Raw genomic sequence first — 12,355 nt, 5'->3', positions numbered from 1 at the left:
GCCGCCCCGCGATCACCTCGCGGGGCGGCAGCGCGGAATCGCTGGGCGTCACAGGATGTGCCAGCGCAGCCCGTCATCGCCCTCACGCAGCCCGGAGACACGTCGGACAACCTCCGCCAGAGTTTCCGAACCCGCCGCAGCGCGCTTCGCGTTCGTCGTAATCATCCTCAACTCGCGCAGGTCCCGCAGAGTTTGGTACCCCTGCCACTCGACGACATCAAAGCCGTAGGACCGGGCGAAGGCCTCGTAGTGCGCCTTGCCGTACCCGAACCGGCGACAGTGGATCTCGATCGTCACCAGGTCGATCTCCGGCTCCCCGTAGCTGGCCGTGTCCCAGTCGCAGAGCACGGCCGCCGAGCCGTCGTACAGCGCGTTCCGGTGCTGCGGGTCGCCTTGGAGCAACGCCGGCGGCAGGGCGAAGCGGACCTCCGCCAGGGACTTCTCCAACCTGCCGAGGCGGGCGGACAGGTACTGCAGATCCTCGTCGGGGAGCGCCGTGATAGCGGTCAGCGAGCGACGGATCGCACCGACGGTGTCGAGGGACCGGAGCGGGAACGGTGGGGCCGGAAGCTGATGGAGCATCCTCAACGGAGCGGCGAGTTGTTGTGCTGCGACCGGATGATCGGGCTGAGGTATGTACTTCCAGAACGTGACGGCGTGCCCGCCGACGAGGACCGGCTGCTCCAGCGACAGGAGGGGGACGGTCGGGAAATCCATACCGACCAGCCACTCGACCAGTTCGACGGTCCGGCGCACCTCGGCGATGTTCGAACCGCGTCGCGCGATCTTGACCACCACCGGGCTGGAGGCCAGTAGGAAGACCGCGTTGGTATGTCCGCGCAGGACGGTGGCGCCTGACGCGTCCAGGCCAGCCGCCCGGCATGCGGCTTCGAGGACACGGTTCACTTCGGACTCACTGAAGCCGCCGATCCGGCTCGGTGCACTCATACCCGTAAGGCTGGCGGACGACCGCCCCGCTGTCACATCGCTCCCGACGGGAGCGTCAGAATCTCGCCCAGCTCGCGGACCACGCGCACCGAACGCAGCCGGGTCGGAAGTACGTCGATCACCGCCCGCGCGCGGGAGCCCAGGATCTCCGTACGGTGGGCCTCAGGCACCTGAAGGTAGGTACGGCCGGCCAGCTGGCAGGCTTCCGCGAGGCTACGTTCCTGGCCCGCAACCTTGTACGCACGCCCCTGGCGAGCACTACCGCAGATCAGCGCACGCGCCCTCGTGGCTTCAGCGGGAGCGCGGGGAGCTCCGGGGCCCGCAGGCGGGCGCCGTCGTAGCCGTGGACGTCACCGAAGCGGGAGGTCTGCTCCCAGTCGTTCCGCGCCTGGGTGATCTCCTCACCGGAGCGGCCGATGAAGTTCCACCACATGACCAGCTTCTCCTCGAAGGGCTCGCCGCCGAGGAGGAGGACGGCGGAGTCGGTGCGGGCGAGGAGGGGGAGTTCGCGGCGGTCGCTGCCGAGGTAGAGCATGGAGCCGGGTTCGACGCGGACGCCGTCGACGTCGACGCTGCCGGACATGGAGAGGACGGCGTACTCGAAGCCGGGTTCGAGGGGGAGCTTGAGGTCGGCGCCCTCGGTGAGGGCGAGGTCGGCGCCGACCAGGGGGGTGTAGGCGGTGCCGGGGGAGGTGGCCGTGTCGAGGGTGCCCATGATGACGGTGCCGCGCAGGCCCGGGGCGGTGACGACGGGCAGCTCGGCGTGGTGCTCGAACGCGGGGGCGGTGTGGCGGTGGGCGTCCGGGAGGGCGACCCAGAGCTGGGCGCCCTCCAGGAAGCGGGCGTGCGGGCGCGGGGACTCCTCGGAGTGGGAGATCGCCCGGCCGGAGGTCATCAGGCCCAGCTCGTAGGGGCGGACGGTCTGGAGGCTGCCGAGGCTGTCGCGGTGCAGGACCTCGCCCTGGTGGAGCCAGCTCACGGTCTGCAGCCCCATGTGCGGGTGCGGGGGGACCTGCATGCCGGGCTCGTTGGCGATGTCGTCCGGGCCGTAGTGGTCGACGAAGCACCAGGCGCCGACCATCCGTCGGCCGAGGTTGGGCAGCAGACGGCGCACGACGGTGCTCTCGCCGAGCGGGACCTGGCGTCCGGTCAGCAGTTCCCGGACGGGGCCGGTGCCGGTCTGCCCGCCGCAGGGGGTCGGGGCGGGCTTGAGATCGAGGTTGCTCATGTCGCGGATCCACCACCGTACGGGTCGGGGCCGGCCGGGGCCGGAGGGTCGTCGGCAACGATCATCCATCAACCCGGGGTGTTCCTCCACCCACGACGGCCGGGCGCAGGGCCGGGGCGCGGGGCTGGCGCGGGGCCCGGGGCTCGGAGGCCGGGACGGGGGCCCGCGTGCGGTCCCGCGCCCCGGCTGCCGACACCGCGGGTCAGTGCCGGCAGGCCCACCAGGCGTCCGCCGTCGCGGCGTCCGCGAGCGAGCGCAGCTTGGCGACGGCCTCGGCCGGGTCCTCCGCCCCGTACACCGCCGAACCGGCCACGAAGACGTCCGCGCCCGCCTCGGCGCAGCGCTCGATGGTGCTCGCCGCGACACCGCCGTCGACCTGGAGCCACAGCTCCAGGCCGTGCTTGTCGATCAGCTCCCGGGTGCGGCGGATCTTCGGCAGCATGATGTCGAGGAACGCCTGCCCGCCGAAGCCCGGCTCGACCGTCATGATCAGCAGCATGTCCAGCTCGGGCAGCAGGTCCTCGTACGGCTCGATCGGCGTGCCCGGCTTGAGGGCCATGGAGGCGCGGGCGCCCTTCGCCCGGATCTCGCGGGCGAGGCGGACGGGCGCGGCGGCGGCCTCCACGTGGAAGGTGACGGAGCCGGCGCCGGCCTCGACGTACTGGGGCGCCCAGCGGTCCGGGTCCTCGATCATCAGGTGGCAGTCGAGCGGGATGTCGGTGGCGCGGGCCAGCGACTCGACGATCGGGACGCCCAGCGTCAGGTTGGGGACGAAGTGGTTGTCCATCACGTCGACGTGCAGCCAGTCCGAGCCCCTCACGGCCTCGGCCTCGTCGGCGAGGCGGGCGAAGTCCGCGGACAGGATGCTGGGGCTGATCTGGGACATGGCCGACTACCTTCGTGCGAGGGCTTGCGAGGGCTGGGTTGCCCGGACGACGGACACCCCGCCCCATCATCTCGTGCCGCGCGACCGGCGACCGCACCCCGCGGCCACCGCGTGACCGTCATCACACCTCGTCCTGAGTTACCGGGACCATCACCGCGGTCAAGAGCATCTGAGCGGCCCCCGGCACCCCCGGGCGGCCCCGTCCAGTCGGCAAGATCCACCGAGGAAGGCCTCCCGATGTCCGATCCCGTCCACCCCGCCCGGGCGCTGTGGTGGCTCTTCGAGCCGGTGTACGCCGTCACCTTCCTCCAGCCCGAGAGCCGTGCGGCCTTCGAGGCCGCGGGGCTGGACGGCAGCTGGCGCGGCTACTTCGCCGGCCGCTCGGCTCCGCTGGGCGCGGTGGACGCGCCGCCCGTGATCGCCTCGTTCTTCAGCTTCTCCCCGGCGATGGTGGAGCGGGCGCTGCCCGCGGCGTGGACGCACGCGAGCCCCCAGCAGGCTCTGGCCGCCCGGACCGAGGGCTCGGCGGCGGCGCTGACCCGGCTCCTGGCGCCGGTGGAGCCCGAGCAGGTCGAGTCCGCGGCGACCGCGCTGGAGGAGGCGGTGGCCCGGCTGGACTGCGCCGGCCGGGTGCTGGCCGCCGCCAACGCCGCACTCCCCCGGCCCGTGGACGTGTACGGGCGGCTGTGGCAGGCCGCGACCGTGCTGCGCGAGCACCGCGGGGACGGCCACGTGGCCGCGCTGGTCGCGGCGGGGCTGGACGGCTGCGAGGCGCCGGTGCTCCACTGCGCGCTGGACGTGCGCCGGGACGTGATGCAGCCGATGCGCGGCTGGACGGACGAGGAGTGGGACGCCGCTGCGGCGCGGCTGGTCGAGCGGGGCTGGCTGACGGCGGAGGGGGCGGTCACGGAGCTCGGCCGGATCCGGCACCGGGCCGTCGAGGCCGCCACCGACCTGGCCGCCGGCCGGGTGTGGGAGAGCCTGCCTCAGGGCGAACTCGACCGTCTGACAGCCGCCTTGAAGCCGATCGCGGCGATCTGCCGCGAGCAGATGCCGGTCAACCCGCTCGCGATGCCGCCGGTGCGCCGGTAACCCGCCCGCATCCGAGCAGCGGACCTCCCCCGTGACCCTCATCACACCCCGTGCAGGGTTACCGTGACCGCCGCCGTGGTCATCAGCCCTGTGCAACACCGTTTCCGCACCTCGATCCCGCACCTCGATCCCGCACCTCGTTCCGCACCTCGATCCCGCACTTCACCAAGCAACACGCGCAAGCAGTGAGCCGTGAGCCGTGCGCAGTTGGCATCACGCGCTCGCCGCGCGCCGCGCTCGTCCGAGGAAGGCCTTCCGTTGACCGAACTGGTCCATCCCGCCCGCGCCCTGTGGTGGCTCTTCGAGCCGGTGCACGCCGTCACCTACTTCTCGCCCGAGGGCCGCGCCGCCTTCGAGGCCGCCGGTCTGCGTGGCGCCTGGCGCGGTTACTTCGCGGGCCGCGCGGCGCCGCTGGGCCCGGTCGACGCGCCGCCGGTGATCGCCGGCTTCTTCAGCTTCGCGCCCTCCATGGTGGAGCGCGCCCTGCCGGACGTCTGGAAGCTGGCCGACCCGGACGCCGCACTGGCCGCCCGGGTCGACGGCGCCTCGGCGGCGCTCGCGCGGCTGCTGGAGCACGTCGAGCCGAAGCAGGTCGAGCTGGTCGCCGACCTGCTGGAGCAGGCGGTGACCCGCCTGGATTGCGCCGGCCGGGTGCTGGCCGCCGCCAACGCCGCCCTCCCGCGCCCGGCCGGCCTGTACGGGAGGCTCTGGCAGGCCGCCACCGTGATGCGCGAACACCGGGGCGACGGGCACGTCGCCGCGCTGGTCGCGGCCGGGCTGGACGGCTGCGAGGCGCTGGTGGTCCGCTGCGCCCTGGACGTGCGCCGGGACGTGATGCAGCCGATGCGCGGCTGGACCGACGAGCAGTGGGACGCCGCCACCGCCCGCCTGGTGGAACGCGGCTGGCTGACCGAGCGCGGCACCATCACGGAGTGCGGCCGGATCCGCCACCAGTCCCTGGAGGCCGCGACCGACCTCGCCGCCACCCGGGTCTGGGAGAACCACCCGCGCGCCGAACTCGACCGGATCGCCGCCGCCCTCAAGCCGATCTCGGCGCTCTGTCGCACCGCGCTGCCGCCGATCAACCCGATCGGACTGCCTGCGGCGACGGCCTGACGGCCGGCTCCACCCGACCGGGGCCACCCGACCAAGGCCGCCCGATCAGGGCCGCCCGAGCTCAGCAGAGTTCGCCGGAGTCCGCCGGAGTCCGCCCGCCCGGGGTCATCCGTCCGCCCCGGGCGGGCCGAGCACGATGCCCCGCCCCGCGTAGAACCGCTCGAACTGCCGCCACGGCACGTGCGCGTACGCCTGCGACCCGCCCGCGAAACCGGACGGGTTGTGGATCACCAGCGCCGTCGCCGTGGCACCCACCGCCAGGACCAGGTGGCCGCCGCGCCGCTGGGGGTCGGGCCCGTCCGGGTCCCGGATCGCGGGGTGCACGGACAGCATGACCAGCCGCCCGCCGGCCACCTCCGCCGCCACCTCGGCCGGCGTCAACTCCCGTGCCTGCGCGGTCAGTCCCCACCTCTGGTGGACGTAGGCGGCGAACGGTGTGTGGATCAGGCCGCGCAGCCGCTCGCCGTCCCGCTCGTACGCGCCGGCCGCCAGGCACTCCTCCGCCAGCTGCACCGCTGTCGGCGCCACCCCCCACCAGTGGTCCAGCGCCATCCGCAGGCAGGCCACCCCGCACAGCCGCCACGACCAGTACTCGTACTCCTCGGGCGTGGCCGCCCCCGACTCGCCCCAGCGCGGATCGTCCGCCGCGCTCACCGCGCCGGTCACGATCTCTCGTACCAGGCCCGGCGACTCCCACTGTGCGTAGTACGGCACCTCGTGCACCACCGCCGGGTCGCCGCCGCTTCCTTGCTCCACCGTCCCCATCCCCCGACGCTCTCACGCCGGGCGGGCGATGCCGACCCGCGACACTCACCCCGGCCCGCAAGGCAACGCCGACAACGCCGACAACGACTCCGCCACCGACGCGCACGCCCACAGCTGCGTCCACGCCCGCGCCGACGCCCACGCCCATGCCGCTCGCGCTCCGATGCCGCCCCGCTGCCGAGGGCTGTCAGTAGTGCCCGCTAGTGTCATCCCGATCATTGGGATCATGGAACAACGAGGTGGGGGCGGGTCATGGGCATCGAGCAGGACTGGGACGGGCGCCTGCAACTGGAGCCCCAGCAGCTCCCGGAGCGCCTCTCGCACCTGCCGAGCCGGGAGTTCCTGACCCAGGAGGGCCTGCCCGAGGCCGCGGCCTTCCTCGACTTCTCGGCCCTGGACTTCTCGCCCCTGGACCCCTTCACCAAGGATGGGGGCACCGGACAGCACCTCTTCGTCCTCGGCGAGACCGCCTACCCCGCCCCCCGGTCCCACGAGGGCGACGCGGTGGTCCTGGACGGGGTGACCGGTCAGGTCCTCCTCGTCGGCCGCCGCCGCGGGGAGCTCCGCCGCGACCTGCTCGCCTCCGGCCTGCCCGCCCTGATCGAGCTGATGCGCGAGGTCGACGTGGCGGCCCTGGCCGCGGAGGAGCCCGACGCGCTCGGCGGCGACCGCGGGCCGGCGATCGTCGCGGAGGTGGTCAGGGTCGTGCGCGAGCGGCTGCGCGCGATCGACCCGGAGCTGTTCGCGCACCACCGCGCCGCTCCCCCGCACTGGGAGACGGCCCTGCTGGTGCGCTCACTCGCCTGGGGTGCGCTCCCCGGCGGGCCGGCCGGGCTCGCGTACGAGTTCGGGCCGGAGCTGGCCGAGGACCTCGCCGCCGTCACCGGGAACGGGCAGGTCCGCCGCTTCCGCCCGGAGGAACTGCCCGGCGCGCTCACCCACGGGCCGACCCTCCGGCTGCTCACCGACGTCGGCCTGCCGCTCGGCGGCGCCCTGCTGGGCGTGGCGGACGACGGACCGCTGATCACGATGGTGGAGGCGTACCCCGAGTACTTCGCGCCCGAGCCCTCCGCCGCGGGCACCGGCACCGGCACCGACACTGGCGACGTGCCCACCCCGGACGCCGACCCCGACGACGACGATGACGACGAGTGGGAGCGCGACCACCAGCGCCACCACGTCGCCCTCGCCGCCTGGCCGCACGACCTGGAGATCGCCCTCGACGGCGCCACCGGCCGACTGGAGCTGCCCGCCTGGAACGACCCCGGCATGCCCGAGGCCTACCTCAACCGGGACGTCTCCGCGCTCCTCTACACCCTCTGGACGTGCGGGCGGATGCGCGCCGAGTGGCGGCGCTGGGAGCACGGGGCCGCCGGCGAGGCGTGGGCGCTCTTCGACCCGCAGGCGCTGCTGAGCGGAGTCGTCGAGGGCGTGCTCACCGCCCTCGATCCGGGCGCGTTCGCCTCCCCCGACCACTCCTGGCAGCTCCTCGCCGACGACCACGCCATGGGCGGCCTGCTCCACTGAGCCGCCCCGGGGCGGCCCGCCCCTACCGGGCCTTCTCCTCTGCTGCGGAGGCCTCCGCAGCAGCCACCGAAGCCGCCCCCGAAGGCAACGAACCCTCCGAAGGCACCGCAGCGCCTTCCCCGTTCGAGCCGTTCGAGCCCTTCGAGTCCTTCGAGCCCTTCGAGTCCTTCGAGCGGAAGGCGAACCGGTCCGTCGCCCGGCGCCCGCGGCGATCCAACGGCAGCGAACCGGTGGCCGCCGCCAGCCCGAACGGGGGCATGTCGAAGTAGATCGACTCGTACGACCCCTCGGGCGCGACGTACGTCTCGTGCCAGAGGCCCACATGCTGCCGGGTCTTGCCGCCGCGCACCTTGCGGTTGACGATGCCCCACGCCTTGTGGTGGAAGGCGTCCGACGCGGTGGCGTACGCGTACAGCTTCTCCTTCGACTCCCAGTACTGGACGACGTAGTACGTGCGTGGCGAGGCCGTGAGTAGGACGTGAGCGCGAAGTCCGCGCTCGGGCGCCTTGCCCAGCTCGTTGAGCATCTTGAGCATCGCCAGCATCACCGGCCCCCAGTGATGGATGCCCCGGAAGCGGTTGATGCGCATCCCTATCAGCAACACCACCGTGTCTCCCGTGGCTGCCGCGGTGGTGTATCCCGGAGTCGGTTTGCCGAACACGTCTGCCTCCTGCTGCCCCTCGCCCCATGTAAGCGGTGATTACATCAGCGGGCGACAAGCCGGTCAAGACTTCGCGCAGAACCCAAATCCCGTGCAGTCAGCGGGGATTGGCCACTCCTTGGCCGAACGTGTCCAGCACCTTCGTGGCCAGCTCCTCCGCCCGCTCCGGCGGCAGGTATCCGTCGATGATCATCTGTGACAGCCCGTACACCAGGGCCTGCCCGGCCAGCCCCACGAGCGCCGGATCACCCGGGCGCAGCCGGCCGGCCTCCTGGTCCGCGACGATGAAACCGGTGAACGCCTCGTCGATCCCGGACAGCCGCCGCTGCAGCTCCGGCTGCCGTGACGGCGTGAACACCCGTGCCCGGACCAGCTCGAACCGGTGCGGATGCCGGATCGCGTACCGGATGAAACCCAGCCCGATCGCCCGCAGTGCCGACCCCTCACTCCCCTCGATCTCCGCCCGCTGCCACCGCTCGAAGTCCGCCAGCACCTGGTCCGCCAACTCCGTCAACAACGCCTGCCGGTCCGCGAAGTGGCGGAACGGCGCCCCTGCCGACACCCCCGCCCGGCGCGCCACCTCCCGCATGCTGACCGCGCCCAGCCCCTGCTCGTCCAACACCTCGAACGCCGCCGCCACCAGCGCCTCGGGCAGCGCCCCGTGGTGATAACTGCCCCGCCGGGCAGGCCTCTCCGTCATGCCGCCAGTGCTACCACAGGTCACCGCCCCGCCGTGCCGCACGGCACCCCGCCGCGCGCGGTCAGGCCGGGACCTCGGCCGGGGCTGGTGGCCGGAGCTCCAGGAGGTGGCGCATCACCTCCACCGGCAGCGCCTCGTTCCCGGCGGCGGCCTCGGCCGTCTCCGGGTCGGCCAGGAGACCGGCGAGAACGTGGGCCGGGAGGCGCCGGTCTCCGGCCGCCATGCTGCGGATGCCGTCGTGCGGGTCGTCCAGCAACCGGATCACGGACGCCACGGAGAGACGCCGGTCCCACAGGGCGCGCCGGCGGACGCCGTACGCGGGGTCGCGGCCGAGGCGTTCGACCATCTCCTCCGTCGAGTCCGGGTCGTCCAGGGCGAGTTCGCGCATCCGGGGGTCAGGGTGGTCGGCATGGCGGAGGACGTGCTCGCGGGGGAAGTTGGGGTGCCCGGGCATGCGGCCGACGGAGGTGCCGCCCCACGTCCGCCACATCTCCGACAGCAGCTCGGCCGGGGCCTGGGCGCAGCTCTCCGCCAGCAGCAGCCGGACGGCGTGGTCCTCGTCGCGGGCGAGGAGGTCGGCCACGTCCTGCGGCAGGTTCTTCGCGCAGGCGACGCTGCGGCGCACCAGGAAGTGGCCGGAGGCGGCGAGGCGGCGCATCGCGACGGGGTCGTCATGCTGCTCCCGGACCCAGTCGAGCAGGGGGATCCGGAGGCCCGGGTCCTTCTCGAACCGGATGCCGGAGCGCTGCTCCTCCGAGAGTTCGGACCGCAGGGAGACCTGCCAGCGGACGGAATCGTCAGGGTCCTGCCCGAGGACGGCCACCAGGTCCGCATCCAGGCCGGCGTTCCGGGCGACCGCCCGGCGCAGGTCCGCGTCCGGGCCGTGGGCCAGCGTTTCGACCAGCTCGCGGGTGAGGACGCAGCGCTCGGCGGCCCGTTCGCGGGCGGAGCCGTCGGGCAGCGCGTCGAAGTCAGCGGCTGCGAGCGGTACTTCCTCGTGGTGGCGCAGCCGTGCGGTGGCGCGCACCGAGCCGTCCGGGTCCGCGAGGAGGGCCGCCCGGGCGGTGTCGTCGAGGTGCGGCCAGGCGCGCGGTGTCACGGCCCGGCGGACGGACGCGTCCTGGTCGGCGGCGAACGCGACCAGGTGCCGTACGGGAAGGCCGTGGTGGAGCGCCAGCTCGGACCGGACCGGGTCGGCCGGGTCGGCCGGATCGGCCGCCAGGAGGTCGAAGGTGGCGTCGGTCAACTCCAGCCCGGCGTCGACCAGTCCGACCAGCAGGATCCGGCGGAGCCAGGCGTCCGCCTCGCGGAAGAGCCGCTCGCGCTGAGCGGGTGTGAGGCCCGCCCGCCCGCCGAGGTTCCTGCGGACGCGCGGACGGGGGTGGGCGATCCACGCGTCCACGACCTCTTCGGGCAGCTGCCGGTAGTGCAGCCCGAAGGGCACCCGCTCGTCCGGGGCGTCGTGGAGGATCCCGATCAGGACGTCCGCGGGCGCTGTGCGGTTCTCGGCCAGGCCGTCGCGCCACTTGTGACTCAGCTCTGGCGAGGCGGTGGTCCACGCCAGCACCGGCTCCCACACGGCCCGGCCGTCCCCGTCCCCGTCCGTGGCGGCGTCCGCCCGGGACCGGGCGGACGCCTCCAGCCACGCGCTGAGCTCGCGGACTGCCACCAGCCGGACCGCGCCGGCCTCGGTGGTGCACCCGAGCACGCGCTCCCCGTCGAGGGAGGTGGTGACGAACTCCGGCCCGCCCGACTGCCGGTCGAGCGCCCCGGCGAGGTCCCACCGGTCGGAGAGCCGGACCCGGGACCATCCGCGGTGGCGCCGGCCGCCCGCGCCGGGGATGCCGGGGACGTCGATCAGGAACGCGCCGGCCTCACCGGACGGCCCCTCGCCGGACGGCCCCTCGCTGGACGGCCCCTCGCTGGCGGGCTCGGCACCGCCGCACGACCCGCCAACTCCGTCGGACGACCCGCCCACACCGGACGACGCGCCGTCTCCGGACGACCCGCCAACTCCGTCGAACGACCCGCCGCGCTCGAACACCCCCTGCTCGACGGCGAGCCTGTGCCACTGCCGGTTGACCTCGGCGGCGAGGTCCGGGTGGTCGGCCGGCACGACGACCGCGGGGTGGTCGCCCCCGGCGCGGACCGCGCGCCAGGCCGCCGCGGCCGGCCTCGCCCCCGGGACCTCTCGACTCCCGACCTGCTCCAGCCCTGCCCGGTCCAGTACGTCGTCCAGCTCGCTCTGCCCACCCGTCATACCGGTCATCATCGCGCACGGATGCCCGCAGGTCGGGGGCGGGAGGCCGTCCGGCTCCGGCCCCCGACGAAGGCGCGGCTACCAGGCGTAGTCCTCCGGGGCCGGCTTGTGGCCGGGGAAGAGTTCGTCCAGCCGGTCGAGCGTCTTCTGGTCGAGCTTGAGGTCGAGCGCGCCCACCGCCGCTTCGAGGTGGGCGGGGGTGCGGGGGCCGATGATCGGGGCCGTGACGGCCGGGCGGCTGAGCAGCCAGGCGAGGGCGAGGTCGGCGGGGTCGGTGCCGAGTTCGGCGGCGAGGTCCTCGTAGGCCTGGATGCGGTCGCGGTTGGCGGCGAGGATCTCGGAGGCGTGGCCCATGGAGCCGCGGACGGCGGTGCCCTCGCGCTCCTTGCGCAGGACGCCGCCGAGGAGGCCACTACGGAGCGGGGACCAGGGCAGCAGGCCGAGGCCGTAGTGCTGGAGGGCGGGGACGACCTCCAGCTCGATGGTGCGGTCGAGCAGGTTGTAGAGGGACTGCTCGCTGACCAGGCCGAGGAAGTGGCGGGCGCGGGCGGCCTCCTGGGCCTGGGCGATGTGCCAGCCGGCGAAGTTGCTGGAGCCGACGTAGATGATCTTGCCCTGGGTGACCAGGACCTCCATCGCCTGCCAGATCTCCTCCCAGGGCGTGTCCCGGTCGATGTGGTGCATCTGATAGAGGTCGATGTGGTCGGTGTTGAGCCGGCGCAGACTGTCCTCGACCGCACGGCGGACGGCGAGGGCGGAGAGGCGCCCCTCGTTGGGCCAGTCGCCCATCGGGGCGTACGCCTTGGTGGCGAGCACCGTCCGCTCGCGGCGGCCGCCGCCCCGGGCGAACCATCTGCCGATGATCTCCTCGGTGCGGCCCTTCAGGTTGCCCTCGTTGTCGCGGCCGTAGGCGTTGGCGGTGTCGAAGAAGTTGATGCCCCGCTCGTGGGCGGTGTCCATGATCAGGTGGGCGTCCGACTCCTCGGTGTGCGGGCCGAAGTTCATGGTGCCCAGGCAGAGACGGGAGACGGTCAGGCCGGTGCGGCCGAGGTGGGTGAACTCCATGCCGCCCACCATCGGCCGCACCGGCGCCGCTGTCCAGCACATTCCGCAGAGCGGGCCGGAGCCGGACCGAAGATCGCCCGAAACGGCCGTCGCACGGCGGGAATGCG

The 12,355-nt window shown here is 73.7% G+C and carries 11 protein-coding genes and 1 pseudogene; 3 read left to right on the top strand and 9 right to left on the bottom strand.

What is annotated here, in order from left to right:
- Positions 1-48: 48 nt before the first annotated feature.
- From J5Y04_RS03730 to rpe, 4 genes are all read right to left on the bottom strand, one after another.
- Positions 49-948: a phosphotransferase family protein gene (locus J5Y04_RS03730; protein WP_209410320.1), complete on the bottom strand. Its 900-nt coding sequence runs from the start codon at positions 946-948 to the stop codon at positions 49-51.
- 32 nt (positions 949-980) lie between these two features.
- Positions 981-1,118, bottom strand: a complete 138-nt coding sequence (locus tag J5Y04_RS03725) for a hypothetical protein (RefSeq protein ID WP_209410319.1) — start codon at positions 1,116-1,118, stop codon at positions 981-983.
- Positions 1,119-1,216: 98 nt separating this feature from the next.
- Positions 1,217-2,176 carry a pirin family protein gene (locus tag J5Y04_RS03720; protein ID WP_209410318.1) on the bottom strand — a complete coding sequence of 320 codons (960 nt, stop codon included), beginning with the start codon at positions 2,174-2,176 and terminating at the stop codon, positions 1,217-1,219.
- 202 nt (positions 2,177-2,378) lie between these two features.
- The gene (rpe, locus tag J5Y04_RS03715; RefSeq protein WP_209410317.1) at positions 2,379-3,062 is read right to left on the bottom strand and encodes a ribulose-phosphate 3-epimerase; all 684 of its coding nucleotides are present in this window, start codon (positions 3,060-3,062) and stop codon (positions 2,379-2,381) included.
- A 237-nt stretch (positions 3,063-3,299) separates the two neighbouring features.
- Here rpe and J5Y04_RS03710 point away from each other — a divergent pair, with 237 nt between their 5' ends.
- Both J5Y04_RS03710 and J5Y04_RS03705 read left to right on the top strand, forming a co-directional pair.
- Positions 3,300-4,154 (top strand): hypothetical protein, encoded by an 855-nt coding sequence (locus J5Y04_RS03710; protein WP_209410316.1) that lies wholly within the window; start codon positions 3,300-3,302, stop codon positions 4,152-4,154.
- 258 nt (positions 4,155-4,412) lie between these two features.
- Complete coding sequence (locus J5Y04_RS03705; protein ID WP_209410315.1) at positions 4,413-5,270, top strand: hypothetical protein; 858 nt, start codon at positions 4,413-4,415, stop codon at positions 5,268-5,270.
- 105 nt (positions 5,271-5,375) lie between these two features.
- Here the strand turns inward: J5Y04_RS03705 and J5Y04_RS03700 are convergent, their stop codons facing one another.
- Positions 5,376-6,026 (bottom strand): C39 family peptidase, encoded by a 651-nt coding sequence (locus J5Y04_RS03700; RefSeq protein ID WP_307852907.1) that lies wholly within the window; start codon positions 6,024-6,026, stop codon positions 5,376-5,378.
- A gap of 261 nt (positions 6,027-6,287) precedes the next feature.
- Here J5Y04_RS03700 and J5Y04_RS03695 point away from each other — a divergent pair, with 261 nt between their 5' ends.
- Positions 6,288-7,562 carry an SUKH-4 family immunity protein gene (locus tag J5Y04_RS03695; RefSeq protein WP_209410313.1) on the top strand — a complete coding sequence of 425 codons (1,275 nt, stop codon included), beginning with the start codon at positions 6,288-6,290 and terminating at the stop codon, positions 7,560-7,562.
- A 169-nt stretch (positions 7,563-7,731) separates the two neighbouring features.
- Here the strand turns inward: J5Y04_RS03695 and J5Y04_RS03690 are convergent.
- The 4 genes and pseudogenes from J5Y04_RS03690 to J5Y04_RS03675 all read right to left on the bottom strand — a co-directional run.
- A pseudogene (locus J5Y04_RS03690) lies at positions 7,732-8,223 on the bottom strand (DUF4188 domain-containing protein); the annotation flags it as partial.
- A 97-nt stretch (positions 8,224-8,320) separates the two neighbouring features.
- Entirely contained in the window at positions 8,321-8,923 is a 603-nt protein-coding gene (locus tag J5Y04_RS03685) for a TetR/AcrR family transcriptional regulator (protein WP_209410311.1), read from the bottom strand.
- 61 nt (positions 8,924-8,984) lie between these two features.
- Positions 8,985-11,183, bottom strand: a complete 2,199-nt coding sequence (locus J5Y04_RS03680) for a PE-PGRS family protein (protein ID WP_209410310.1) — start codon at positions 11,181-11,183, stop codon at positions 8,985-8,987.
- A gap of 78 nt (positions 11,184-11,261) precedes the next feature.
- Positions 11,262-12,248 carry an aldo/keto reductase gene (locus tag J5Y04_RS03675; RefSeq protein ID WP_209410309.1) on the bottom strand — a complete coding sequence of 329 codons (987 nt, stop codon included), beginning with the start codon at positions 12,246-12,248 and terminating at the stop codon, positions 11,262-11,264.
- Positions 12,249-12,355 lie beyond the last annotated feature (107 nt).

Origin of the sequence: Kitasatospora sp. RG8, assembly GCF_017813315.1 — a bacterium.
Classification (GTDB): domain Bacteria; phylum Actinomycetota; class Actinomycetes; order Streptomycetales; family Streptomycetaceae; genus Kitasatospora.
The sequence above is the reverse complement of the archived record's forward strand: the minus strand, read 5'-3'. Positions and strand labels throughout refer to the sequence as shown.